General features: G+C 62.5%; 12 protein-coding genes and 2 pseudogenes. 5 read left to right on the forward strand and 9 right to left on the reverse strand.

Annotation, left to right across the window (positions count from 1 at the left end; genetic code table 11):
• Positions 1 to 3 precede the first annotated feature (3 nt).
• From J2S75_RS17620 to J2S75_RS17630, 3 genes are read left to right on the forward strand one after another with little or no spacing between them, the layout of a single operon-like run.
• On the forward strand, positions 4 to 2,880 hold the full coding sequence (locus J2S75_RS17620; protein WP_307021761.1) for a S8 family peptidase: 2,877 nt from the start codon (positions 4 to 6) through the stop codon (positions 2,878 to 2,880).
• The gene (locus J2S75_RS17625; protein WP_307021763.1) at positions 2,877 to 4,985 is read left to right on the forward strand and encodes a trypsin-like serine peptidase; all 2,109 of its coding nucleotides are present in this window, start codon (positions 2,877 to 2,879) and stop codon (positions 4,983 to 4,985) included. The genes J2S75_RS17620 and J2S75_RS17625 overlap by 4 nt, the downstream gene beginning before the upstream one ends.
• On the forward strand, positions 4,982 to 8,371 hold the full coding sequence (locus tag J2S75_RS17630; protein ID WP_307021765.1) for a hypothetical protein: 3,390 nt from the start codon (positions 4,982 to 4,984) through the stop codon (positions 8,369 to 8,371). The genes J2S75_RS17625 and J2S75_RS17630 overlap by 4 nt, the downstream gene beginning before the upstream one ends.
• A 684-nt stretch (positions 8,372 to 9,055) precedes the next feature.
• Here the strand turns inward: J2S75_RS17630 and J2S75_RS17635 are convergent.
• The 9 genes and pseudogenes from J2S75_RS17635 to J2S75_RS17675 all read right to left on the reverse strand — a co-directional run bounded on the left by J2S75_RS17635 (position 9,056) and on the right by J2S75_RS17675 (position 21,413).
• Entirely contained in the window at positions 9,056 to 10,087 is a 1,032-nt protein-coding gene (locus tag J2S75_RS17635) for a toll/interleukin-1 receptor domain-containing protein (RefSeq protein ID WP_307021767.1), read from the reverse strand.
• A gap of 479 nt (positions 10,088 to 10,566) precedes the next feature.
• Positions 10,567 to 12,822: an AAA family ATPase gene (locus J2S75_RS17640; protein ID WP_307021769.1), complete on the reverse strand. Its 2,256-nt coding sequence runs from the start codon at positions 12,820 to 12,822 to the stop codon at positions 10,567 to 10,569.
• A gap of 105 nt (positions 12,823 to 12,927) precedes the next feature.
• Positions 12,928 to 16,887 carry a PIN domain-containing protein gene (locus J2S75_RS17645; protein WP_307021771.1) on the reverse strand — a complete coding sequence of 1,320 codons (3,960 nt, stop codon included), beginning with the start codon at positions 16,885 to 16,887 and terminating at the stop codon, positions 12,928 to 12,930.
• A 709-nt stretch (positions 16,888 to 17,596) separates the two neighbouring features.
• Positions 17,597 to 18,100, reverse strand: a complete 504-nt coding sequence (locus J2S75_RS17650) for a recombinase family protein (RefSeq protein WP_307022042.1) — start codon at positions 18,098 to 18,100, stop codon at positions 17,597 to 17,599.
• Positions 18,096 to 18,293: pseudogene (locus tag J2S75_RS17655) on the reverse strand (DDE-type integrase/transposase/recombinase); the annotation flags it as partial. The gene J2S75_RS17650 and the pseudogene J2S75_RS17655, both read right to left, overlap by 5 nt.
• Positions 18,294 to 18,376: 83 nt before the next feature.
• Positions 18,377 to 18,551: pseudogene (locus tag J2S75_RS17660) on the reverse strand (transposase); the annotation flags it as partial.
• A 73-nt stretch (positions 18,552 to 18,624) separates the two neighbouring features.
• Positions 18,625 to 19,554 (reverse strand): hypothetical protein, encoded by a 930-nt coding sequence (locus tag J2S75_RS17665; RefSeq protein WP_307021772.1) that lies wholly within the window; start codon positions 19,552 to 19,554, stop codon positions 18,625 to 18,627.
• 55 nt (positions 19,555 to 19,609) lie between these two features.
• Positions 19,610 to 20,890, reverse strand: a complete 1,281-nt coding sequence (locus J2S75_RS17670) for a phage tail protein (protein ID WP_307021774.1) — start codon at positions 20,888 to 20,890, stop codon at positions 19,610 to 19,612.
• Positions 20,814 to 21,413, reverse strand: a complete 600-nt coding sequence (locus tag J2S75_RS17675; protein ID WP_307021776.1) for a phage tail protein — start codon at positions 21,411 to 21,413, stop codon at positions 20,814 to 20,816. Before J2S75_RS17675 ends, J2S75_RS17670 begins: the two co-directional genes overlap by 77 nt.
• A gap of 216 nt (positions 21,414 to 21,629) precedes the next feature.
• On the opposite strand from J2S75_RS17675, the gene J2S75_RS17680 reads away from it, so the two are divergent.
• Positions 21,630 to 24,770 (forward strand): hypothetical protein, encoded by a 3,141-nt coding sequence (locus J2S75_RS17680; protein ID WP_307021778.1) that lies wholly within the window; start codon positions 21,630 to 21,632, stop codon positions 24,768 to 24,770.
• Positions 24,771 to 24,888: 118 nt separating this feature from the next.
• Positions 24,889 to 25,869 (forward strand): sulfotransferase domain-containing protein, encoded by a 981-nt coding sequence (locus tag J2S75_RS17685; protein WP_307021780.1) that lies wholly within the window; start codon positions 24,889 to 24,891, stop codon positions 25,867 to 25,869.
• Positions 25,870 to 25,872: the final 3 nt, after the last annotated feature.

The raw sequence follows: 25,872 nt of genomic DNA on the forward strand, positions 1-25,872 counted from the left end.
CTCATGGGCGAGTCATCCACCAATGCGCGCCTGCCTGTTCTGATCGAAGCCGCGCTCGATCCACGCATCGTCGATCCGGCGACCGGCGTGGGCGACCCGCCCGCCCGCTTCCTGCTGATGCCCGACGGGCGGCCGGCGGCGGTCCTCGCGGCGCGCCTGCGCGCTGCGCTGCCGGAAGAGCCGCTTGACCTCGCCCCGACCCTGGGCGGCGAGCTGATCCTCACGCTTACCGCCCGCACCTTCCCGCTGGCCCGATCCTTCTCCGCCCCCGGCGCGGCCCACGCGCTCGCGCGCGCCATTGCCGAGGAGCTGAAGCTGGAGATCGTCGAGGCCGACGTTCCCCGGCCGTCGGCGCCGGTGCAGCCGGATCGCCCCAAGGGGCTGGAGAGCGTCGATGCATTTCCGCCGGGGTGCTGGGTGCCCGAGCAGCCCGAGCTGAAGGCGCGGCCCCGCTGGGCGCTGGATGTGATCAACATCCCAGCCGCCTGGGCCCGCTCCGCGGCGCTGGGCCGGCCGGCCATGGGCCGGGGCATCGTCATCGCCCAGCCCGACACGGGCGTGGCGCCCCACCCCCAGATGGAGGGCGTCACGCGCGCGGGCGCGTTCAACACGCTGGGCGACGGGCCTGCCGACGACGCCACCGATCCGCTCGAGACCGGCTTCGCCCTGCATCCCGGCCACGGCACCGCCACCGGCAGTGTGGCGGTCAGCCCGGATCGCGGCGCCGCCGACATGATCGCCGGCAGCGCGCCCCTGGCGCGTCACATGCCGATCCGCGCCGTGCGCAGCGTTTGGCTGCACGAGGAGATTCCCATCGCCCAGGCCATCGACCAGGCGGTGGCCGCCGGCGCCCATGTGATTACCATGTCGCTGGGCGGCGTGACGCTGCCGTTCTCGCCGCTGCGACGGGCGATCCGGCGCGCCGTCGAGCGCCACGTCATCGTCATGGCGGCGGCGGGAAACTGCGTGAACGCCGTCGTCTATCCCGCGAGGTTCGAGGAATGCATCGCCGTCGGCGGCAGCACCTCGGACGGCGGTAAATGGCCAGGCTCCTGCTCGGGTCCGTCGGTGGACATCTCCGCGCCTGGCCAGAACGTGTACCGCGCCTCAGTGGAGCCGCGCCCGGAGGGCTCCGTGGGACAGGGGCAGGGCACGAGCTTCGCGGTGGCGCTCACCGCCGGGGTCGCGGCCTGCTGGCTCGCCCACCATGGGCGCGACCGCCTGATCCGCGAGGCCGAATCCCGCGGAGAGACCCTGCAGACCCTGTTCCGCCGCCTCGCCGGCGCCTCGGCGAACCGTCCCGCCGGCTGGGACGGCGCAAACATGGGCGCCGGGGTCATCGACGCCCTCGCCCTCATCGAGGCGCCGTTCGACCTCGGGCGCGGGACGGAGGCCCCCGCCTACGTCTCCGAGCCCCGCGCACCCGCCGACGAGATGCGCACCTTCCTCACCGACCTGCTCCAGGCCGATCCCGAGCTTTCCGACGAATTCCTCCTCGCCCATGGCGCCGAGCTCGCCGCCGCGCTGCTGTCATGCAAGCTCGACGCCGGCGCGGAGATCGCGCTCTCCCCCGATCTGCTGGCGGGCCTGACGGGGCCGGCCGAGGCCGCCCTGGCGGCGCGCGCGGCCGAGACCGTCGCGGCCCCGCACATCGTGCCCTCCGCGCCCGACCAGGACCCTGGCCTTTCGGACCGCGTCGACTTGGTGCGCCGCTCCCTGACCATGGGCCATGCGGCATCGAATGGCGTGGGCCTGGAGGCGGCGGCCGGCGGCAAGTCCGACCGGCTTCCGCAGGTGTCCGATCTCGAGACGCGGCTCGACGACCTCATGAACCGCATGCCCGAGAGCGAGGTGAAGGACAGGTCGGCGTTCGAGGCAGCCGTGAGCCTGCTGCGCCAGCACGGCGTGCTCGGCCTCAAGAAGCTGCCGGACCCCGATGCGCTGCTGGAGCCCTCCGAGGTGAGCGCGCTCGAAGCGGTGGTGAAGACCGACGGCTCGCGCCCGAGCCTGATCGTGCGCGGCAACGCGATCACCGAGACGCATCCGCTGATCGGCGGCTGGCGCGAGCGCCTGGTGGAGGCGCGCGCCCGCATCGGCGCGATCGCCGCCCTTTGCGGCCGCATCCAACCCACCGGAGGGCATGCCTCGCGTTACAGCGGCACCGGCTTCTTAGTGGATCCCAAAGGTCCCTGGGTGATGTCCAACTATCACGTGCTCCGGCATGCGCTCGCGAACAGCCCGATCCCGTCGATTCGCACCCAAAGCGGCATGAGGTTCACGCGCGGCCTGGAGATCGACTTCGTCGCCGAGGCCGACAGCCTGCAATCCAACCGCTGGACCATCGAGGAAGCCGTCCTGCCGGACAATGCGGGCGAGGGCTTCGGGTTCATGGACGCCGTGCTGTTCAGGCTCGGGCGTCCGCTCGGCGGCGGGAGCCTGCCCACCGGAGGCCCCTCGGCGCCGCTCGATCGCATCACCCTGTCGCAGGACATCTCCTACCTCACCGGCCAATGGCCGCTCCTCGCCGTGGTCGGCTTTCCCGCCAAGCCGCAATCCCTGCCCGATCCCGTCAGCGGCATCGACTGGGGCGAGGTGATCGGGACTCTGTTCGGCAATACCTTCGGCGTGAAGCGCATGGCGCCCGGTGAGTTTTACCAGGCGCTCGGCTCCCACCCGAGCGACGAGGCGACGCGCATCGCCTTCGGCCACGACGCCACGGTCCTCGCCGGCGCCTCCGGCTCGGCTGTGGTGACACTCTCGGGCGTCGACGCGCCGGCCTTCGGCCTACACTTCGCCGGCTACAGCAACGCCAGCAACTACGCCTTGTCCGCCCTTGCGGTGCGGGCCAGCTTCAAGTCCCGCGGCTTCGAGCTGCCATGAGCCCGGCGGACCAGATCGACACCATCAGCGCGGCGGCCCTGGTCGAGCCCGCCCCGGCCACCGCAGGCCCTGCCAAGGACGACGCGCGCATCCTGGCGGACTGGACCGGGCTTGATGCCCGCGATTTCAGCATCGCCTATTCCAGCGTGCGCGCGCGCAATTCCAGCCTGCCCAAGATCAACGTCGCCGTCACCGAGCCCATCGCCGACCCCGACAGCACCACCGAACGCATGCGACTCATCCTCGCGCTCTGCCGCGCGGCCCAGAAGGCCGGCATGCTGGGCGAGCTCTGCCAGGCCGTGGCAGGGATCGAGGAGGATGTCCGCAAGCGAAGGACCGAAGAGATCCGCTGGATTCTCGAGCGCGTCGGCTACGGGGGCCGATTGCAGGGCGTGACCAACCTGGGAAAGGGCATGGGGAGCCCCTTCATCTTCTACAAGCTGGCCAAGATTTTCGAGGCGACCGCCTATTGCGCGGACGCCGCCGGCAGGGTGATCGGGACGGCGTTCCTGGTGCGGCGCGACATGGTGCTCACCTCCGCCCACGTGGCCCTCCAGGCCGAGACGAATGAGGGCGTGGTGAACTATCCGCCGAAATTGCGGAACGGACTTCAGGTGATCTTCCCCGCCACGCCCGGTGGCGTGCAGAGGGCGAGCCTGGAGAGCAAGGCGCTCCTGGCCCACGCAGCGCCCTGCATCACGGCAAACGGCAAGCTCGACATCGCCGCCGCAAATGGCGGCACCGAGCTCGACTTTGCCCTGCTCCAATTGGACCGGGCGATCCAGGGCGTGGACCCGGTGCCCATCGCGGGCATCAAGCAACCCGCGCTCAGGCTCCTGTCGTACGTCATCGGCTATCCGGGCAATGCGAACGCGGCCTATGACGCCGACCTCATCGTCGAGCATCTGCCAAACGCGGGCCGGATCGTGCACAACGTCAACACCATCCCCGGGATGAGCGGAAGCTGCGTGATCGGCGATGCGGGGGTTCCGGTCGGCCTTCACGAGGGCGATTTCCCGGACCTTGATGCCCACGGACGCCAGAACAAGGATGCCGAGGGCGTGCCCAAGGTCAGGAACCGCGCCGTCCTGCTCCACTCCATTTCGGCCTGCCTCGAGGCGCGCACCCCCAACCCGCTGAAGGCGGGAGCGACGCAGGTGGGGCTGGCACTCTACCAGCAGTCGCTCGTCGATCGCCTGGGGCGGCGCGGCACGCAGTTCGCCGACGCGGCGGTGCGCGACCGCTGGCAGCGTCAGTTCGCGCTCGTCACGGCGCCCGGCGCGGCCCAGCCCTGGATCGTGCATCCCTGGTTCAACCGCAGCGGCGCGCGTCCCGGCATGGAGCGCTGGATGACCGCCGCGGCGAAGGCCGAAGCCACCGATGACCGGGTGCTGCTGATCTCCGGCCCCGAGGGAAGCGGGAAGACGTTCTCCATCGACATCCTCTCGGCCTTGCTGGATACGCCGACGCGGGACCTCGTGCGCCTCGACTGGGTGGAGGGGGGCGCGGCCTTCGCCCGCATCGCCGATTTCCTCCCCGACGGCTCGGCGTTCTCCGCCTCGGGCACCCGGACCAGGGACGGGCAGGTGAAATACGACACCATCCCCGCGCTGGTCGAAATGCTCGCCCGCGTGGGCGGGCGCGACCGGGCGCGGGACCCCGGCCACCATCCGCTCTTTTTCGCCGTGGACGCGGGCAACGGCGCCGGCGCCGCGGCGGAGTTCAGCGAGTGGGTCCAGCTCATCGCCGCCCTCGCCGCCCAGCCCTGGGCCCGCGTGGTGATGTGCGGTCTGCCCGCGGACCTTCAGGAGCGCATCGTCGACACGCTCGACCGCGACATCTCCACCGAGCAGGTGCGCATCGAGGAGGTCGAGCTCGAGCATGCGGGGGTGAAGGACGTGGCGGCGTTTCTCAGGCGCCATCGGCGGCTCGACGGCACGCGCTTCGCCGATCCCGAGGCGCTCGCGCAGGCCTTCCTTTCCCCCGGCGAGTTGCACCTCGCCTGCCCGCCGCTCACCACTGCGAACGCGGCCCTTTTGAGCATCGCGCTGCTGCGCGATCTCCTGCCCATTCCCGGCACCAGCGCAGGGGGGACAGCCCCATGAGCGGTCTCGCCAGCCTTCTGGACAAGGAGCCGGAGCGCGCGCCGTCCTCCGCATCCTTCGCCGAGCCCCCGGAGGCCAAAGCCGAAGTCGCCTGGCTGCGGCTGGCGCTGGCGGTCCGCGGCTGGGTGGAGCCGCGCCAGCTCCTGTCCCCCGGACTCGCGCCGGAAACCATCGCGTCCGTTCTGGACACGGTGGCGACGGAGGTGGAAACCGCATGGCAGGCGCATCCTGGGAAATGGTATCTGCGCGATCCCGAGCGGCGCCTCGTGCTCACCGCGACCCCTCCCGACCAGATCGACGCGGCGCTCGGCTCCGACACGCTCAAGCAGGACGCCGACGATCCGGTCCGCCAGGTCCTCAGGCTGCGCCGCTCGCCCCTCCCGGTGGACATTTCGACCCTGGGCACGGAGGTGCTGGCCAGCCTCGCGAAATCCCTGGTTTGGCTGGCGCCGGGGTCGCAAGGCTCCACCGCCGGCGATTTCTGGCACCAAGAGGACGAATTCGACGCGCGCGAGCGCATTGCGGCCACCTTGGCCCTGGTGCGACGGCAGCAGGACGTCGCCCGCATGACCAGCGCCGCCTTGTTCGGCCGCCATGAGGCGCTGTCACGGCTGGTCCAGATCGCCGCCGGCGCCGAGCCGGAAGGCCCCGGTGGCGCCTATGCCTATCTGTGCGGCATCGGCGGCGCGGGAAAATCCACGGTCCTCGCCCATCTCGAGGACGAGCTCAGCAAGCTTTCCCCGCCCCCGCTGCTGGTGCATCTGGATTGCGACCAGCCGGGCTTCGATCCCACCGACCCCAACGCAATGGACATGGCCCTGTTCCGGCGCGTCGGCCTCGCCCGCCCTGATCGCGCGGCAGACCTACGCCAGCGCATCGGCTGGCTGGGCCAAGCGGCGCGCGAAGCCGGCCTCAGCTACACCGAGCGGACCACGTCCGCGCGCCCGGTATCGCGCACCAGGCAGCCAGCCGCTAAGAAGGCCGCTGCCAAGAAACCGGTCGCGAAGAAGCTGGCCACGAAGGCGGCGGTGGCCTCCTACTCCGCGCTGGAGGCCGCCGTCACGGAACAGGCCTCGGCGCGGCACTCCATCTCCTGGAACGCCCTGAAGGACGTTGGCGCTGGCGCCCCGCTGGTCCTGCTGATCGACACTGCCGAGCTGATCTTCGCGCGCGGACAGGACGCGACGCTCATGGTCGCCAACTGGATCTGCTCCCTCGAGCCGCTGCTGGGGGTGCGCGACCTGCGCGTCATCCTCGCGGGCCGCGACCCCGCCGATGCGCCCGGTCCGAGCGCCTTCGCGGAGGGCCTGCGGCTCTCCAGCACGAGCTCGCCGCTGGGGCCGGTGGGCGCCTGGAAACTGCACCAGCCGATTACCATCGGCGACCTGAATCTCGCCGAGGCGACGGCGATGCTCATGAGCCTTGGCATCGACGATCCCATTCTGGCCGAGCGGACCGCCGCCATCCTTCCGCGCACGCCGCTCATCCTGCGGATCGCCGCCGATCTCCACGCGGCCGGCACGGAGGAGCGCGCGGCGTTCATCGAGGCGGTGTCGAAGGACGGCATCGATCCCCTCATCATCTCGCGCTATCTCACCGAGCGGATCGTGCGCCACATGGCCTCCCTTGTGGCGCGCCCCTACGTCCTCGCGGCCATGGTGCTGCCGGAGGTGACGCCAAAGCTGGTGGCGGAGGTGGTCATTCCCGCGGTGGAGCTCGGGGCACCGGCAGCGGAGAGCGCCGCGGCTGCGGAGCGGCACGCGCAGGACGTGTTCGAGGGGCTGACGATGGCGGGCTGGCTTGTGCGTCCGACGCTGGGCAAGCCGCACCTCACCTTTCATCCCGAAGTCCGCCGGCTGACCCTTTCCCTGATGGGGCAGCACGAGGAGAAAAAAGCGCTGGTGGCGCGGGTCCGCGAGGACGCGCTCGCCTTCTACGAGCCGCGCCGCGCCCGCGCCGACAAGACCTTCGCGGCCTATTTCGCCGAACTGCTCGGGCGCGCGCCGCCCCAGGCGGGCTACGGCACGCTGAAGCCGGAGGCCCTCGGCAGCGCCATCGAGGACCTTTCCGGCGAGGCCCAGGCGCGGCTGTTCGGCGCCGCGGGGCCGCCCGCCCCCGGTGGCACCTATGCCCACAGCGACAGCGAGGCCGAATGGCGCCTGCGCCTCGAGGGCACGGGCCAGCGGGACGGCGAGGGCGACCGGCTCGTCAAGCGGGCACGCGCCGTCCAGGCTCTGGCGCTCTACCGCTCGCGGCCGACCCGGCCGGCCGGAATTCCGCCCACCTTTGTGCTCCAGGCGCTGGCGGACAATGCGGAGTGGAACACGGGCGAGGTGCATGTCCAAGCGCTGGTGGAGGAGCTGCGCGCGGACTTCAACCGCAGCGCCGGCAGGTCGGTGCCCAACGCATTGCGCTCCCGTCTCTATTGGCTGACGCGCTACGCGCTGCTCGCCGGGCGCGCGGCGCTCGCCGACGACCATTGGACCCTGCTGCGCGACGTGGCGGCCCGGATCACCGGGCGCGGGCCGGTCCTTTTGTTCCCCGCCATCCTCGCGGTGGCCGAGGCGATGGCGCCGAAGCGCGGCCCGCTCGCGCCCGACCAATGGTTCGACGTGCGTGGCCCGATCGAATCGGAAACCCGCATGTATCTGGTCAGCCACCTGCATTTTGCGCGCCAGGTGTCGTGGCAGCCGCATCTCGACGCGCTCGTCGCCACCCAGCCCGATTGGTGCGCCCGCGCGGGCGCGGCACACCCGGAACTTCTGCGGTTCGACGACGGCCTGCCATCTCTCCAGGACATGGAGCCCAAGGGCGTCCTCCTCGGCCAGCTCATGGGCTTCGAGCCGGCCGCGCCCCTGGATCTTCCCGGCCTGAACGCGGAGCTGCGCGACCTGCGCCGGTCGATCCGCGTGACCTTGGACGCCCGCATGGACGCCGGGGCCGCGGTGCTGCTGCTGCGCGGCCTGACCAGCGAGGTCCACCGTCCGCTGCGCGCGGCGGTCGCGCGCTTCGCCGCCACCTCCGAACCCGCGCGGGAGGCGTTGCGCGCCATCGCCCAGGACTGCGTCGCCGGCCTGGGCTTCAAGACACGGGAATTCATCGGCGTGGAGTTCGACGAGCGGCTCGCGCGCGACGTCGCCGGCGTCTACACCATCCTCATTCCCTTCGCCGACCGCTGCCGCCGCCTGCCCGACCTGTGCGAGCGGCTCGGGGGCATCCACATCACCGGCCCCGAGGCCGGCGTGGTGCAGGACGTGGTGCGGACGTTCCTGACCTGGGACGCGGCGATCTGCGCGAACCACGCCTCCAACTGGCCGGACCCGCCGCAGCAGACCCGGTCCGCGCGGCACGGGTCGGCGGCCTCGAAGGGCAGTTCCTCGACCTGAGGCGTGGCGCGCCGCGTCCGCGATGGGATACATCCATGTAATGGGATCTGGGTCGCCCTCCACGGCGCCTAGGCCTTCGGACGTGTGAACGGCCGCGGGGCCCATTCCCTCTGACGTTGCCCCTCCTGGCTAATCCAGCTTGAAGTTCGTTCTGGCCCATTGAGAGGACCAGAGCACATGAGGCGCAGCCGCTTGACCGAGGAGCAGATCATCGGGATTTGCATCATCGGAGCGCACGTGAAGCGGACCTTGCTGTTTGCGTTTCCAAATGGCCGATATGGGGCCGGGAGCGGACTGGCCGGTTTTGGTTGCCGCTGTGCAGATAGCCGCCGTTCTGCAGCCGACCCCCCAGCCGGTCATCGCCGCGGGAGATCCCCATCACCATCGCAACGGCGCAATCGGGGCCGGGAGCTGACGGTCAGCTATCGGGTAGCTAATGCTGTATAGCTGCGCTTCTGGACCCGACCCATTTCTGTCGTTGCACTTGCTTGCTGCATCCCGATTAACGGACTCTGCCAAGCGGGCCAAATCCGCTACAGCAGTCGTGTCGGAAAAGTAAAGGGCTTGCGGCACGACGCAGATACAGCCAGTAAAACCTATGACGGCTGATGCGGATAAGTGTTCAGCGCGGGAATGTCTACGTTATTTGCTCTCGATAGCAGTTTTAATGCAAATTCAAGCTCATCACACCCCGTAAAACGCCTGCCAAAACTCTAAGTTGTCTGGCTCAAGCGGGACGTCGTTGTTGGCGAACTCTTTGGAAATCGCCGCATAGGCGTCAGGATTATCTAGAATCGCGTCAACAGCGTCTATATGCCTTGCAAGTTCTTTTGCTCTGGCTGCATTCCAGAGAACCTGCCTAGTGTCCAGATTCACTAGCTGCTTCAACGCAGCTTCCTGATATTCGTCGCCGTAGTTCATCATGTCGATCGCATACTGATGTCCGTAGTGGTCTGCAATCATCGCTTTGAGGACTTCCTTACCTCCAACTTTCAAGAACATCTTGCCAACGGCAGCGGTTGCATTGTTGAATTCTAGCACTGGATCGGTATCGCTTAGTTCCGCCTTCAAGGCCGCGACGTCAGCAGCGTCTTTGGCGTGCTCTAGCTGAGAAATGTAATTCTTTAGCTTGTCGGCCTCCGCCTCGTAGTTCAAAAGCTCCGCTTGTGCCTCTCTCAACTTAGCCAGCGCAGCAGCATGCACCTCGGAGTCTATTACTGTCGGAGTGGGAAGTGATGCGATCAGATCGGGCAAATTCTGGAGGAACAGTTTTCGCTTCGTGTCCCACTTCGTGCCTGACTTACTCGCAAAATCGTATTTCTCTAATGTGTCCCGTAACTGATTGTAGGCCACATCGTCATCTACCCGTATCACCTGCGTTCCAAGGAGCACGTCCTTTACATCTGAATAGGTGAGTGGAGGTACTAAGATAGGAAAAATATTATGACCTTTGACCCAGGCTGCGCCAAGTTCGCTAAGACAGAAGTGGCTCTGAAAATAGTTCTGGGTAAGGACGAGGACGACGACCTTAGGTGCGTCCATCTGATCACGCATGTAGCCGACGAATTTTTCCCCCGCTGGGATGCCATACCCTGGCAACGACGAGCAGAAGATTTCGCCCTCGGGAACGCCAATGCCATCCTCGATGAGGTCAACTAGCGAAGCGATTAAGGGAGTATCCTTGGTCGCATGGCTTACGAATACTGATTTACTCAAAACTGCACCGTATGGTCGTTTTTTTCAAGCGCAGTTAAATCACACATGGTGCGACTGAGCCAAGCACGAAGCGAAACGGGCGGAATTTCCTGAGGGGGCAAGCAAACCAAATCTGATAGGACCGCTCTTGCACCCCAACCGGTCATCGCCGCGGGAGATCCCCATCACCAGCGCAACGGCGCAATGGGGCCTGTGGCAGACTGTCCGCTATTGGAGACGTCAAACGAGAAGCGGACATATCGCCGATGATTGTTCGAGGCCGAAACTGCCCCATAGCGGGAAAGTGTCCGCTTGTCGGCGCCTCCGCCGCTCTGAGCCATCGTGCAGGTAGCCGACCGAATCCACACGCAAGGTCGGCCCCAACGATACCTTCCCTGCAGATCGGGCAATAAGTACAAGGGATGTTGTAGATACTAGACCCGCGGAACCGTCGTGCGCGTGGTCGATGCATCTTTCCCTGGGGGCAGCGCGCCGCACTATCAGACGGTCTGCAGCGCGGCGGCGACTGCCGCCCCTTCTGCCGCAGTGGAGATCGAGGCGGCGGGTTCTGGCCCCATCATCATCCTGTAGTGCGCGTCGTGCCCCGTTTTCTCGAAGATGCGGCGGAAAACATCAAGGTAGCGCGCGACTAGGCCTTCATCGGCCGAAATATACAGATCATCGTGTGCGCTGTGCGATCCGTCGTTCACCCATGAGAAGAGCGACGCGCAGACCAGCTGATCGCGTCCGTGGAACTGCGCAACGATGTCATCCGTGTCGAAGTTGCCGAGTATCTTGAAGTAATTCTCGACGATGCGGCGGAGCGTGTTCTGAATGGTCAGGGTGGAACGGTCCGGGTTCCGCACCTCCGGCCAGAGAAGCTCGTAGGACGTCTTGATCGGGTTCGTCCGGTGGCCGACGATCTGCGAGACGCCGGCGACCTTGCGAACGATCCAGAACGTCTCGTGCGCCCTGCACTCCGCGCCGCGATTGCGGTCGAAGGACACCTCTTTGTGGAAGTAGATGTTGTGGGTCAGCACGAATACCTGCTTTACTTGGCCAATGCCTTCGCAAGCCTCCTTCAATACGCGCTTGATGAGCGCGTTCACAATGAAAAGCACATCGCTGTCGAGGCTGGACACTGGGTCGTCGAACACGGCGACCCGGTCTGAGGTGACGTCGGACTCCGACACGCTACCGCGCAGCAGGTGATAAAAGTACAGGAAGCAGACGAAGCTTTTCTCGCCTTCCGAGAGCGTGGCTGCCGCGTCGCCGCCGTCATTGCGGACGATCTCATAGAGGTGATCGCGGTCGCCCGCCGTCTTGAGGCTGAAGCCGGTGAAGCCGAACGAAGCGAGCAGGTTGTTGATTTCGGTGACAGTCGGCTGGACGCTGGTCACGCGCTTCTCCAGCTCGCGCAGCTCGGCCTTCGCTTCAATCCATAGCCGACGCTTCGCCGCGATGCCCGCCGTCAGCCCTTCAACGGCCCGGTCGAGCTTCTGCTTCTCGGACTGGTATGTGGCTATGGTTGCGCTGTTCTCGTCGAGCAGGCATCTCCAGACTTGGCCGACGAGCGTGGCCCGCTCGGAGGGGACGTTGTTCACGAGCTTATTGTGGGTGGCGATGGCGGCGTTCGCGGCGGCGATCCGATCGATCACCGGCTGCGCCACGTCCGCGAGCGTCTCCAGCACGACGGGCGTGCTTGGCTCCCGCTTCTTCGCTTCGAGTACGCGCTTGTTGACAGCGAGGCGCGCCGATAGTCGATCGATGTCGGCGCGGAGCAGGGCCTCATCGAGTTGGCCGGAGTGGAGGGCGGCAACCTCTTCCAGCCGGCTCAGCGTCGCATCGGCGGACACCTCGTAGCTTTCCAAGGCGGCGGCGATCGCCGCCATGTCATTGATGAAGCTCTCGTCGAAAAAAGCATTCAGGCGGTCGGCCAGCTCCGCCTCGACCCCCTGCTGGCAGAAGGGACATTTCGATCCCTGGCCGAGATAGGGCAGGCCCTGCCGGACCCAGTCGCTGTTGCCGAGCCGCCGGATCAGGGCGGCAACGTCAACATCCTGCTTGCCGACCACCTTCTTAGTGAGGACCGGGAGGGCTTCCGTCGCGAGCAGGTCGGTTACGTCGATGGTGGGGATGGCTGCGCGGAGTTCGAGCCCCTCCGCATATAGCGTAGCGGCTGTCCGCTTCAGCTCTTCGAGCGCGACGAGCCTGGCAGTATTGCCGGCCATTTCGGACAGTACGCGGTCGCAGAACCTGGCCTGGGCGTTCCGCACCCCGGTGAAGACCTCCTTGAAGTGCGGGTCGTGCTTCGTCTTAACCTTCCAGCAGTCGGCCTCAAACTGGCTGCGGAGCGTCCGCATGTCGCCGCGCTTGCCCGAGGATCCGTCCGCAGGACCGAGCGTCCCTTCCAATTGAGCGATGTCGTCGCGGAACCTGGCGGCCTTCGTCTTGGCCGCCTCGATCTTGTCGAGCGTATCGCGCTCGGTCTCGCCGAGGGTGAAGATGCCGGGCAGTTGAGAAGCGAATTTCCGCGCGACGAAATCGCTGTTGTAGACGAGGCAGGTGAGCTCGCGGCCTTGCTTCCAGATCACGCCGCAGGACGCGTACGCGCCCGGATTGGCAATGACTCGGGAAATGGTCGTCTTGCCCGTACCGTTCGTGCCGAAAATGAAGTTGATCGGCTTGAGGGGAGACAGCGTCTCTCCGGCCGCCGAGTAACTAGCCTCACCGGCGATGGTGACTTCCTGAATCACCCAATGCCCCTCACCCGGCGAACTCGATCAAACGCGTTCTGCGTGTAGACCAGTCTAGCGCGGTGGATCATCCTTCACGAGCAAAATTCACCGAACGTGTACCCATCACCGCCGCTCTCCGAGTGCGACGTGCTGCAAGAAGTGGCCCCGCAGCCAACCGCGCACATACTCTGACAGTCCGAACGTACTTCGCGACCACGCCAGAATAGTCCGCAGGATAATCGGGTAGTCCGCCCGTTCGCGGATGATCTGGCGGAGCAAATGCCCTGTCACGGGTTGGCGAAAGCAGAGGGTCCGGTGATCTTCCCACAGTTCGCGCAGGCAGCCGACGACCGCCTGCACGTGCGAGATCGGCTCGGCAGCGCGCCCGCCGATCATGTTGCTCAAGGTCCGGAAGAGATGGCCAGGGGCTTCACCGACCATTGCATCGAGACGCGCCGCTTGAGCCAAAACCGCGCCCGACACGCCCAGGTAATTGTGCCCCGCGTCGACCAAGTGGGCCGACCAGCGCACGTACTGGTCGACATCGATAGCCTTCCAGTCCAGGGCAACGCCGAAGACAACATGCAGCCAAGCGCCCCCGCTGCCGTCCATAACGCGGTCGACCTCGCGCGTAGGCAGATCGTCGGTGACCAGTAGAATTCCAAGTTGGCGGGCAAGGATGAGCCCATCGAAAATGTCGGACCGACCGAGACGCAGATGCTCCCGCAGGCCTTCGGGGAGGTCGTCACTCGCCACAACCGGCGACACGGTCGCGTTCGCCCCCGTCCAGGCAATGGCACGGTCGATCTCGTCGCGCAGACCCGCGACCACCTCCGCCGAAACCTCATGCAACACGATCCGGCCGTTCTCATAGTCCGCGCTTTTGTGGCCGTCTCTTGCCGAGAACTCGAACTGCTCACGCCGTGCGCGAAGCCGGTCCAATACGCTCTGTGGCAGTTGGATCGGGCCGCACGTCGCGCGCACGGCGTCTAACGCATCAAGCTGCCACGCGGTCCAGAACGCCAGGAGATCGAGCACGCAACCACGTCGCGCGTTCTCCCGGACCGCCCGGCTCGCGGCCTCGCGCTCATCAAGGCCGCCGACGGCTACTTTGAGCTTTACACCATGCCCAGCAAGTCCGCCCGCCACCTCGATTGTGTCCATGCCCACGCGGTGTGCGAGGACGCCGAGCGGCATCGGGCCGTTCAGATATTGGCTCTCCTCCTCCTCGATCCAGTCGCGCCGCGCCTTTATCTGCGCAATCAGGCCGTCAAGCCCACCTGGTTGTTCGACGTCAATCGAGACGCGCTTGAAGCCCATGATCTCAGGAAAGCGCGTCTCGTGGTGCTCAATGACATAGTGGAGGCGGGCGACGTACTTGTGCCTAATTTGGCGAACGGCACCTTCGCGCCCGTCCGGGCCGACGAATCGCTCGCCCGCTTTCAGCCCCATCGTGGATCGCACCAGCGCGTGGTCAGGTTCCCAAGATTCCGGATCGAGCTTACGCAAGGTGGTGTCGGGCTCGACGACGAAGAAGAGCTCCGTGCCGTCGTCGTATGCGAGATCAATCGCTGTGTTCGGACCGATAGCCGACGCGTTCCACCGCGACAGCTTGTCCTCCGTAGCTCGGCCCTCGTCCAAAATGAGCATCGACAACGTCATCCACGCCCGAGACCTATCGCGATGCTGCAGAAACAACCGGTAGGCGAGTTCGGCAGCCCGCTCGATGAAACCGAAGTGGCCGAGCAGCGACGCCAAGCGGAACTGGTCACTGGGGCGCTGCCACGGCAAGCGCTCAAGCGGCTTCTCCAACTCCGAGAAGAGTTCGACGGACCGGTCTTGCCGAACGAGGATTTCAACCTTAAGCAGCCGGGCCCGCGGCTGGTTAGGCTCCTGGGCCAGCAGGTTTTCCACAGCCTCCATCGCGGCGGTTAGGTCGCCCAGGTTCCAGGCGTGAGCCGCTATCGTCCAGAGCGTCGCCGGATTGTTGCGCACCTCGGGTGCCGCTGCGGCCAGCGCCGCTCGGAACGCCGCGTCACGACGCGCGCCAGCGAGGCTTTGGAGGAACAAGGACGTCGAGGGACTGGGCCGGGTCAAATCGACATGGCCTTCGAGAAGCCTCGCTGCCTCCTCCGGCAGGTCCTGGTTCCGGAGCTCAAACGCTAGAATGTAACGCGAAACCATATCCAGATCGGCCGGCACAGATGAGGCGAGCGCCCGCAACCGTTCTTGGGCGGTTTCCTCATCCGTTACCGTCCTCCGCTCGCCCCGAATCTTCAGCAGGCTTGCGTCGATGTTTTGCGGGTCGATGGCGCGTAAGCCGGCTACCGCGGCATCGAGACTAGCTCGATCGTCCTGGCGCAGTGCGCACTCGCCGATGATCCGCCACCGGATCCGTTGTAGTCGCTCCGGCAGGCCATCAGTTATGATTGCGAGCGCATCGACCATTGCGCTGGCAATGTTGCCAGCGGAGGCTTTCAACTCGGCCCGCAAGATCTGGTTTTCCGGATCGGTGTCCTCCTCGAGAGCGGTAATGGCTTCCTCGTCCCGATCCTGAGCTGAGCGGGCTAAGGCCAGAAGGCGCCGGAGTTGCGGTTGATCGCCAACGCTCGGCATCCCGCGCGAGAGAAGCGCTTCACTCTCATCATGTCGCTCGCACAGCCGGAGCAGAACGGCAGCATTGTTGAGATGTACCATTAGGTCGTGCGCATCGGCGAAGCCCACGTCGAGGCAGTGCATGACCAAGGCCTTCATGTCATTCGCCGCCGCGCTCAACTCGGTGCTCGTTACCGGACCATGACCGCCGGGGATGATAGCTCCCGACTCGACCGCCAGCGATAGAACGGCGATGGCGCGAACACGCTTGAACTCCGGCAGTTCGGCATGGCGGCGCGCCATCTCGAGGCTGCGCTCGGCCCAGCCCGGCACGTCTCGGCGGCGAAGGAACTCTGCCATGCCAATGTCTGCCTGCGCCGACTCGGCGAGGTCCGGCGGAATGAGAGACTCTGGATCTCCCTGCCAGTCGGATCGGGCTGCCGCCTGAAGAAGGTATCCCACCGCGTGGTCGGCCCGTGGATTCCCGTTGAGAGCGCCTCGCGCCGCGGTTATCGCCTCATCGAACCGCCCCTGTATGGTACGGGCCAGGGCTAGGTTCGCCAGCGCGTTCGGATCTTCGGGACGAACCCTATATGCGGTCTCGAAGCGGATGGCCGCTTCCGCCTCGCGCCCGAGGTCCATCGCAATCGAAGCGAGGTTCGTCTCGATGCGGTAGCGCGCCCAAGGCTTGGTCGACAGGTCCTCCTTACTTAAAATCGCCAACAGCCCCTTCTCTGCGAGCAGCGATTCACCCTGTTCCTTGAAAAGATCGCGAAAGGTGTCGATGCGGGCGTGGAGCGCCGGATCCTCATCGGCGCTGCCGACGCCCTCGCGGGGCGCGCCCGTCAGACCCAAGCCGCGCATCCGCTCTACAACCTGGGCCGCGACGACCGCTGCAAAGTCGGGTGTGCCTCCGGCCGGTCCCGTGCTCTGGGGCACCGAGCTCGCGACGATGGACGGATGGAAGGCGTTGTACGCCACCTCATGGGGCGCGATGAGCGTTTGGAGCTGCCCCCATCCGTAGACCACGACCGTCAGGTCGTTCCCTTCCGCCTTCAATTTCCGGGTGACGGCAATGGCGGCGTCCGACGCCTTGGTGTCGTCCGGCGCCGTGGTCGCGAAGATCAGTTCCTTCAATCCCGCCTTGAGCTTCAGCGCTTCGCGGGCATCGGAGAGAATTTTATTTTCTTTGATCGGCTTAGTTATGAGCCGACACTGCACCCCGACGAAGTGGTCGTCCCGTCCATCTCGTCGAGCGAGGACGTCGATGCCGCCCTGATTCTGCCCGGCGCGGCCATATTCCTGCGCGTGAGGGTCGTTCAGCTCGGCGCGGAACAGCAGGACGCAGTTTCGCTGGAATGCCTGCCAGTCCTTGGGCTTCGGTATATCGAGCGCGAGTCGCGTCGTGATCGGGATGCTCGCCTTCCCGGCTTGGGCGAGAGGCGGGGATGGAAGAAGACTATTATCGGCCTCTACCCACTCGGACACGTCGCGACCTACCCATTCCCGCAACGCCTCCTTTGCGTAGCGTGCTGCTCGCCACCCACGGCCGGGGTGCCCATGGATCATAGGGAACAACAAAGCGGCATTCCAGACTTCACGCGATGCACGCTCAGTGCCAGCGACACAGGTCAAGGCCATCCGCCCAACCCTGCCCGAAGGGAGCCTACCGTGACTTACTGCAACAAGGCAGTCAGGCCGGTATCCCCAACTGCATCCGCCGATGGTAATCTGACGAATGGCGGCTTTCCGGCTTGACCAATGGCTCGGCAAACGACCGGGATCGGGGCGCAAAGCGGATATTCGCAACGGCGCGCCTGAGCGGCCACTATGGGTTATATTCGGCCAGAGCTGCGACGCCGATAAATGGCTCTGCCTAGGTCTGTTCCAAGTCGTACGCAGAGCCATTCCGTCACCGCTAACGCCACCCGGCGAGCCTCACTTCATCTCCCCATGGCTAGGGGCGCCGGGATGCCACCAACCTAGGAATGGCGGTGGTGCTTGGGGTTGGCAACGCTAACTAATGCCGACTTTCCATACCGCTACACCGCCACTTGCAGTGAGTGTCGGCATCGGTGGCTGCGCACCCCCGCAACCATCTCGACGCGCGATATCAAGTCGCGCAGATAAGCCGCCCCCAACGGGCGGCTTTTTTGCGTTCGCAAGTGCTGATCGGAGCAGGTCCCCCGCAACCATCTCAAATTGCATACGGCCCGCCCCTCCGGCGGGCCTTTTGCTTTTGAGCGATACCGCAAGGATAGCCGCCGCCACAGCAGGCGCATCTGGTCAGGCCCGAGAAGAGGTATTTGGGACGCCGACGTTCCCGGAAATGGTTCTCGGTCTCGCCGTCATCGCTGTGGCTCCGTTTGACCGCCCGCTGGCGCTCCTTCACCGACTGCCAGAGGTCGTCATCGAGGATGCAAAGCTCGGGAACGTCCTGCGTGATCCATTCCGATTCCGGGTTCATTCGCGCCTGGCGCTTGCCGGTGTCCGGGTCCTTGAGGCAGCGCTGGCGGTTCCAGATCAGCTTTCCGACATACATCTCGTTGTTGAGGATGCCGCTGCCACGCTTCGGATTGCCGTTGAGGGTGCTGGAGCCCCAATCGCCGCCACCCGGTGCGGCAATGCCATCCTTGTTCAGCTCGAAGGCGATCCGTTTGGCTGACTTGCCGGCGGCATAGTCCCTGAAGATGCGGCGGATCGACCACTGGCGAGAAGCGCGAGAAGGTGTCCACGACCGTCAGCACCCGGATCTTGCGGCCGGTGGCAAGCTGGTCGTGAACAAAGTCCATGGCCCAGACATCGTTCGGCCGGGTAGCCGGTGCCCGGTCCTCTCTCAGCTTCGCCTTTACCCGACGCTTGGGCGTCTTGTTGCGCAGCTTTAGGCCTAACTCATTGCAGAGGCTGGCATCGTCCGTCTCCGTGATCGACGGACTCGACCCAAATCTGGAGGAGGATCAGGGTCTCAGGTCACGACCTTGCCGGAAAACACCGTGGCCATTCCCGCGAGGGCCTGTTTCTTCCAGGCGTTGACCATCGTCTGGTGGATGCCGCGCTTGGCGGCCAGATGCGCTACCGTCTCCCCCGCGCAGCGCCTCAAGGGCCATCTTCGCCTTGAATTCCGTGGAATATCGATTCCTCCACCCGGTCATGAGGCTCGTCCTTCCGTCAGGCCGAACCAAGCTTGGCTCGCTGTACCGGTTTCGGGGACCACCTCACTTGTGCTTAAGATGCACGCGCCAATTCGGCGCGCAACTGGTCGGACAAGGAACTGACATAAGCCCTTAAACCGATCATCTCGGGTGGCCGTTGTAGCGTATACTGGGGGCAGGATCCCGCTAGAATTACCGCGCGCTGAAAGACGCTTTCGGGGCCCGCCATAAGCAGAAGAACACGTAGGCGATAAATCGCCATTCGAATTCTGTGGACCGCATCAATGCTGTCGAGCTGTCGCAGCGGCGTAACCATACCAAGCTCACCCTTCCGCAAATGGTACACGGCCGACAGGCGAACCGGACCTGGTTGGAACGTGGCGGGGTCAGGGCAGCACTCGAACTTCTCTCTGTCGTTCTCTCGGTAAAGGAGTCTGCGGGGTACCAGGTCGACCGCGTCGATACTGTCCTGCCATAGCTTCACTCGTGGGAAGGATGGCAGAACTATCGCACCTTTCGGATCCGACAGATCGAGGACTGTCACATCGTCAGCGAGAAGGTTCCAGCCTTCAGCGATCATTGCCGCCGCAAGAGTTGACTTGCCTGCCCCGGAAGGTCCCGCGAGAGCCACGGCGCAGTTGTCTCGGCTTAGGCAGGAGGCGTGGAGCGGTAGAAGCCCGCGTTGATGACAGAGAAAACCGAAGACACTCCCTAGCAAATAAACACCGATCATATTTTCATCTGCGGATCGATGCGGGCAGACGATGACGTCCCGGCCGCGCGCGACGAAATATGTCGCGACACCATCCACCTCCAAACGGACACTCCCGTCCGCACCAATTTGGACAAAGCGTCCCATTGAAATCGGCTCGGAGAGTTCCGGAGGTACCGTCCCAAGCGTTATCACGACATCGGGCGAGCGACATTCCCCTGTCCACGGCAAGGGACCAAAAAGATCGATCTCACTCCGCACCAGCAGCCCACTGAGCACATAATCAATCATTGTTTGAAATGGCCCTTTAGGTTAACCGCATCCACAGCGGCTAAACGCGAGCTCCCTAGAACGGAAATTCTCCCATCAGAGATATTCCGGCTGTCAGAGCCAAATATGGCTGCATATTATCATGCGGATCGGCCCGACCACTTTCGTTGCCACCGGCCATGCCGATTGTATCGGCGCTGAGTTGGGTGAGCTGATGTACATCGTGCGTGGGCTTATTGAACATGGCGGCGGCCTTGTAGCTTCCGCCTTGGCGCACCGAGATTGCGCTGATCATGTTGTTTGCGCCAGGTGAACTTGTCTTTTGCACGGCGTTCGCGCCGGCGATGCCCTTTACGATGTGACTATGGTCCGCAATCTCGGCCTCCGTCAGCGCAATGGAGGACGAGCCATAGGGCTTCCCGAAAGGGGCAACCGTCGCGTCCGCAAAGCCCTCGATGGCGAGACCGCGCAAATCTGGTAAGGCGAACGTCCCCTCATCCCTATTTCCACCGAACGCATTGCCGAGTAGTGCATAAAGAGAAGGGAAGTTACGGATTAAAACAATTCTTCCGTTACACGGAAGCCAATCCATAGGTAGATTCGTCGTTGCAAAAAAACGCACTTCACCTAAAAAGGCGGATCTCTCTAAAATAGAAGTGGCAACCCATTGCAGTGGGTCGGACACTTCAGCATATGGGTCAACCGCGAAGGGCATAAGACCCTCGGTTGCGATAACATAATTTAGCGGGATCGTTGGCATTATATTGTCGTGCACCGGAGGCCGGACGTCGGCCACCCCCCCAATTGTCGTCACGTCAAGTGTATAGGAAGTGCTGCCAGCCTGAACGGGCAAATACATCTTCACCTGGGAAGAAAGCGTTCCCAGACCCCGAGTGGCATCCGGCGCTGCTTGATCGGCCTCCGACCGGCTTGCATAAAACCCGTGCGAATGTGCGGGAAGATGTTGCCCGGTCAACTCAACCTTCCTCTCCCCGCCCACAGCGCCGACCAAGCGTTCACTCAATCCAGGGCCCTGGCCGGCTCCGATCGGAAGGCGGCCGCAGAGGTTCGGGAGCCGGAATGTCAAACCGCTGGCCTTGCCAAAACGATCCCTCAAGACCATCCCCAACCCCGGATACTGGATCGTTTCCAGTTCGGCCCCATCACAGAGCCGAAACCCATCGGGAACGCCTCGGAATGCGAGAAGTCTGATTTCGCCAACACACACGTTTTCTATATTCAAAGCCGCCTCCATCGAAGCTAAATATACAAAAATAACCCTAGAAAAATATTCCTTCGTAACATATAAAATAAAAAAGAGCCAAGAACGGTTGCATATTGTTGTGCGTCGCTCCATTCACATCTGTTTTATTCGGTATTACAGTATTTTTATTGAGAGGTTCGCGATTTTTATCGTTCAGAGGGGCGTATAAATTGTATGGTACAATCTCTGTACCCGCCGCAGCCAGCTGATTGCTTCCACCTGTCTTGACCTTCCCCGGAGCCGTCTGCGCAAATACGTTGTGCCTATGGGCCGGAATATCATGAATACCCAGCGCCACGACTTCCCGGCCACCCGCCTGCCCACACGGGTAACTGGTCAAGTTGCGCGGATTGGATCCGGCTCCAATTGGTGTACGGCCCCGCAAATCCGGCAAGGCAAAGGTCGTGCGACCATCACCACCGAAGCGAATGCCCAGCGATGCGAAAAGGGCATTATAGCGATTGATCGGGAGAATGCTGCCGTCGCAAAATAACCAGCCCTCGGGAGAACTCACCACCCATTCGGGCCCGGCCCCGCCGGAATCGGACTTGATTAGCGGGACATTCAGCAAACGAATCTCGCCAATCGCAGCGTCCAGCTCACAACTTAATATCATGCAAGCCTCGCAGCCGGGGAGGGTGGGTAACGAAAAGCCGCCTTAAAAAGCTCTTGCCTTTCGAATTTTACTGCTGCAGCTTATCAGCAGCACACGCCTATGTCGAGTTTCGATTTATCGCGGGGTGTAGTTCTTTAGTCTTTGAGGAGCCTTTTCGGGCAGGTATAAAGGCATACTCAGGCCGGTTCTAAGAAACCCTGTCGCACAGGACTTTGAATGATGCCGGCTGGATATGCTCCAATATTTTATCGCAGACTCTATGTGTGCTACGGTGGAAGGATTTATTATCCGATCGTAAACGCGACTTTTCGTGGAAGATCCACATTAGTTGCCGCCTCTGCTGCTATTGACCAGATTTATCGCGTACCGGTCGCTGAATTCCGTCCGTCCGGAAACGGCAACTTCAGGATCGGACTCTTCACTCGGGATGGCCGGGCATGGTACATTTCGGAAAATACGGACGACGGCGAAGGTCGTCTCGATCTTACGGACGTATCCAGTAATGGAATTGAATTCAAATTTGAGCAAGAACTGATAGATTCTATAGACGTTTATGAGGCCGGTATATCTAAAAATAATTTTGCGAAGATCGTCACTGCAAAGGAGCCGGGTGCCGTTCTTTTGATTCAATCAAACGGGATCATGCGTCTCAGTAAAAACGTAAAGCGACGACTTGCCGTAAGTGATGGAGATGCGTTCTATCTCGGCATAAGCGAGCGGACGAGCGCGCCATTCACGGCGCAGATCGGCTATCGGGACGATGCAGGAGACGTTTATTATCTGAATATCGCTTCAGATAACAATCAGTATCATTTTGATTTCACTAAAGATAAACCGAAGCAGCCGGCCGTCTTTTCCGGCGATTTTTTTGAACCCCGTTGCGATTTTGGCTTGAATCTCATCGTTGATCGGTACTTTGTGGGCGTCTCTCGGCTCCTCCAGGCGCATGAGTTTTCAACCGATCAAGAATCCGGTGAAATTGCCACCAAGGCAATCAACTGTATCCACATCGGAATTCCATCAGATCCCGCGCGGTTTCTGATCGAGAATGTTGAAAACAGTGCGACTCGGGTTCGAATTCGTGTCCTAGGCTTAGATGTACGAAATGAATACGTTTATTACCTCACCAGATCACATCCCGCTGAAAAGAGCGCCCTGCGGCTGGCGCTCAGGCGGTTTTCAAGGAGCGCAGCCGCAACGAAGTCCGGCGGTACCGTCTTCGATCTCTTCGACGTGAGAACGCAAGATGCATCCACCTTTGCGCTCCGTAATGTTGCTACTGGAAAGTACTTACCCAGCCATGTCGGGCCTGCCGATGCGGCCGCGACGACTGCGCGGCGAGACGTGGCCAGCTTCGAACGTTTCAGCTGGAAATTCTCCGCGGAAGGACTGACGGGGTCAGGTGGGGGGAGCGTCCGGATCGCGACGAACGAACATGGACATCGCGCCTTCGCCTGCAAAGCCGACAAAAATACCGGCGAGATCAGCGATGACAATCGAATTGCCCTTATAGGCGAGCATCTTGTCGATGTTTCCCGCACTTATGACATCCGCAATGTCCCGCGGATCACTTACGTTCTGTCTGATGAAGGAGATTCCGGAATTCTCGTCAAGGCCGCGGAAGATGCCGGCGCCCGCGGATGTTGGGAGAGGGACGCAAAATCGCCCTTGCCGGAGGTTGGCGTCGATCGCCTTTGGTCCTACCAGGATGGGACGCCGTTCATGCTGGCCTGCAAGGATCGAAACGGTACGATACGGGTCTTGTCCTGGGACGACACTCCTGGCGAAAAAAGCTATTTGGAGAGTGGTAAAGTCACGCTCAAGGAGTTTGAGTTTACAAAGGACTTCATTTCTGACCACCACAATCATTTTCATTACAATAATGGAATGATATTTTGCGCAGGTTACAGTTCATTTTTGGCCACCAGCTATGACATGCTTCCTCTTACGTCGAGGCGGCTTTCGTTTCTTAGCATTTATAAGGCAAACTATTCGGATGCTCTGCGCGACGATCCACGCCGGCGCATGTTGCTCTCCGAGCGGTGGGGATTGTCAAAATCCGGCTACCTCATGAAGCGTAATGGCCCCTTGGGAGCGGTGGTGGCCAAGCGCCTGTCCGCTCCGTCAAAAGGATCGGTTGACGTTGTCTATTGGACCGAATGGGCGGACGTGGATGACAAGGGCGAGAATGACGATTTTGATTCCGCCCGCTGGTTCACCATCCCGAAATTCGCCCTCGAGTCCCGACTGGCGATCGCTGACAGTAAAGCTCCTCTTGATCCACCGATAAAGCCCTCATCTCGCGCCTTTTTCTACGTGACCGTGGGAAGCTACGAGGTCTATGATAAAATTTCATGCGGCACCAGCAATTTGACCTACGTTGACGCTTCGACCGTGCTGGACAGTCATAATTCCTTCGCCACTCGAGAAGTGTCGGCGCTGACGCCTGACATCACCTTCGTACAGCAATCATCGGATGCAAACTGGGCACGCTATCACTTGGTGTCATTCGTCGACGGCAAGATGCAACCCAGATCATATCGACTTATTGACGCCCCAGATCATTGTAGCGCGCTTTACGACTTTTTGGCTCAGGACCGCATCGCGTATATAACTGGCGATACGCATATCCCTCGCAGCCTGCTCGCAGAGGGGCGCGAAAACGGCAACACTCTGAAATTTATGCAAACGAGTGAAAATGGTTATGGACACAGACTCGACACGTTCAAGTTTCGAAGCAAGCTGATAAAGCTTAAGCGCAGGTCCGTTGAACATGCGGATACCAATATAATATTTGATAATTCGGAGTTTTTCAGACCCTTCTATGTGACAATCGACAAGGAGAAGGGGTCGAATTTATTTCATTTTGAATCAAGAAGAAAATATGAGGATGTGACTTCCAGTGAAATAAGGATGGCACTCTACTCGATGCAGTGTGGCGTTTACGGAGGAGACCATACGCTATTCGGCATTAGCGATGGTATGCTGCGGCATTTATCCATTGCTGGGATCGACGCATCTGGTCTTGATTGGGGCGCAGCGAAGTTAGAGACAATTCCCGTACCCCATGTCGCGCCAGGAAATGTGTGTCTCTCAGGTGCGCCCGGGCTCGCGGTGATGGATCACTTTCGTTGCGCCGTTTCGGTGGCGACGGTTGACGGCAAGGTTTTTGTTGGCATTTTCGATCTTGATCAACAGAAGTTTGTCGAGTGGAGCTTGGTTGTGAACATTCCATTGTGTCGCGTTAACCCACAGATCGCCTTGATCGGCGACTTTCTTCAGGTCATTGGCATCACCGCCTATGGCGGCAACCTCTTCAGTGCGCTGATTGAGGTGCCGCCCGTAAACCATGATTGATTGCGGGTGAGCGGTGAATGACCAAGCGTAGGTTTAGGTCGGTTTAATGCGCACAGCGCCGGTCGATCCATCTGGCCGCTGGGATCGCGTGAGAAGACAATAGCGATCGTGTGAGCACGTGAATTCAATCAAACCGCCCCATATTCCGGGCGCCTCGGACGCAGCGCGTCGCGACAGTCCATGCCTGGCTCAGCCATGGGCTGGTGTCAGGCGGAGCTTGCCAAAACTCTTGGGCGCCTCCGCCAGAGACGAATCCTCGGGGCGATTGATCTGGCTCGCGTCATTCCCCAAATCGGGGAATACGTGGATGCGAGCGCTCCTGCTAAACCTAATGGCGGATCGTTCTGAGGCGCTGAATATCCGAGAGTTGAGGCTGCCCCTCCCGATCGCATCCAGTCCCGAGCCGTTCGAGGATGTGACGGGGCTGGACCCCAGCCTGTTGACCCGTGAAGAGATCGAAATGCTTCGTCCTGCGCTGCATGACATTCTTGCGCGCACGGTTGGTTCGCTTTGCTTTGTCAAAACCCACGACGCGTGGGTCGCAAACGCCGCCCACACTCCGATTTTAGGACAAGGCGCAAAAGCCGCCATTTATATGGTGCGTGATCCGCGCGACGTGGCCGTCTCTTGGGCGCATCATTTCGATTGCACGATCGCGGAAGCCGTACACGCCGTGAACGGCGAGAGGCTGGATGACCCCGATCCGTTACCTGGGGGGCCACGTCGGCTGCTGAGGCGTTACCAAGAGGGCTGGAGCGACCACGTCCTTTCCTGGCTCGATCAGACTTGCATTCCGGTCTTTCCGGTTCGCTACGAGGACCTGAAAGCTGATACCGCTGCCAGGCTTCGTGCTGTCGCGGACTTCGCTGACATGAATGCATCTGACGAACAGATATCCGAAGCGGCCGCCCGCTCCGATTTTCGCGTTCTGGCGGCCCAGGAGCAGAGCACTGGATTTCATGAACGCGTCTCCCGGTTCTCGCCCTTCTTTCGCGAAGGGAAAACCGGGCAATGGCACGAAGCCTTGTCTGAGCACCAGGCCCGTGACATCGTCACTCGAAACGGCGATGTCATGAGACGTCTTGGCTATCTGCCATGAATA

Origin of the sequence: Ancylobacter polymorphus, assembly GCF_030813495.1 — a bacterium.
Classification (GTDB): Bacteria; Pseudomonadota; Alphaproteobacteria; order Rhizobiales; family Xanthobacteraceae; genus Ancylobacter; species Ancylobacter polymorphus.